At 24.6% G+C, this 297-nt stretch carries 1 protein-coding gene; it reads right to left on the bottom strand.

Features of this window, described 5'->3' with window-relative positions; genetic code table 11:
- Positions 1-297, bottom strand: a 297-nt coding sequence (locus NG901_RS16665; protein ID WP_252217059.1) for a hypothetical protein, incomplete at both ends; no start/stop codon positions are given.

Genomic DNA, 297 nt, shown 5'->3' with positions numbered 1-297 from the left:
CTATGAATGGAAGAAAAGCAGTTGTATTATTTGAGGTAAAGTCTGGTACATCTATGCCATCATTTTTCATCGCATCTTTTATTATGGCATATAGAACTGAGTTATCACCAACCTCTCCTTGATTAGCCTCTTTAAAAGCATCATAAGCTTTTTTTGTATTAATAACATTAAAATCAGTTTCATTAATTTCAATTGAATCAGTAGTATTATTAACAGTATTTTTATTATCTGAAATAGATAAGTCATTTTTATAAAAATCAGAATTAATTATATTTTTGTAGTTTAAATTATTATTTA

Source organism: Clostridium sp. CMCC3677, from assembly GCF_023845585.1.
Lineage (GTDB): Bacteria > Bacillota > Clostridia > Clostridiales > Clostridiaceae > Clostridium > Clostridium aquiflavi.
Note: the sequence above shows the minus strand (reverse complement) of the source record. Positions and strands in the feature narration are given on the sequence as shown.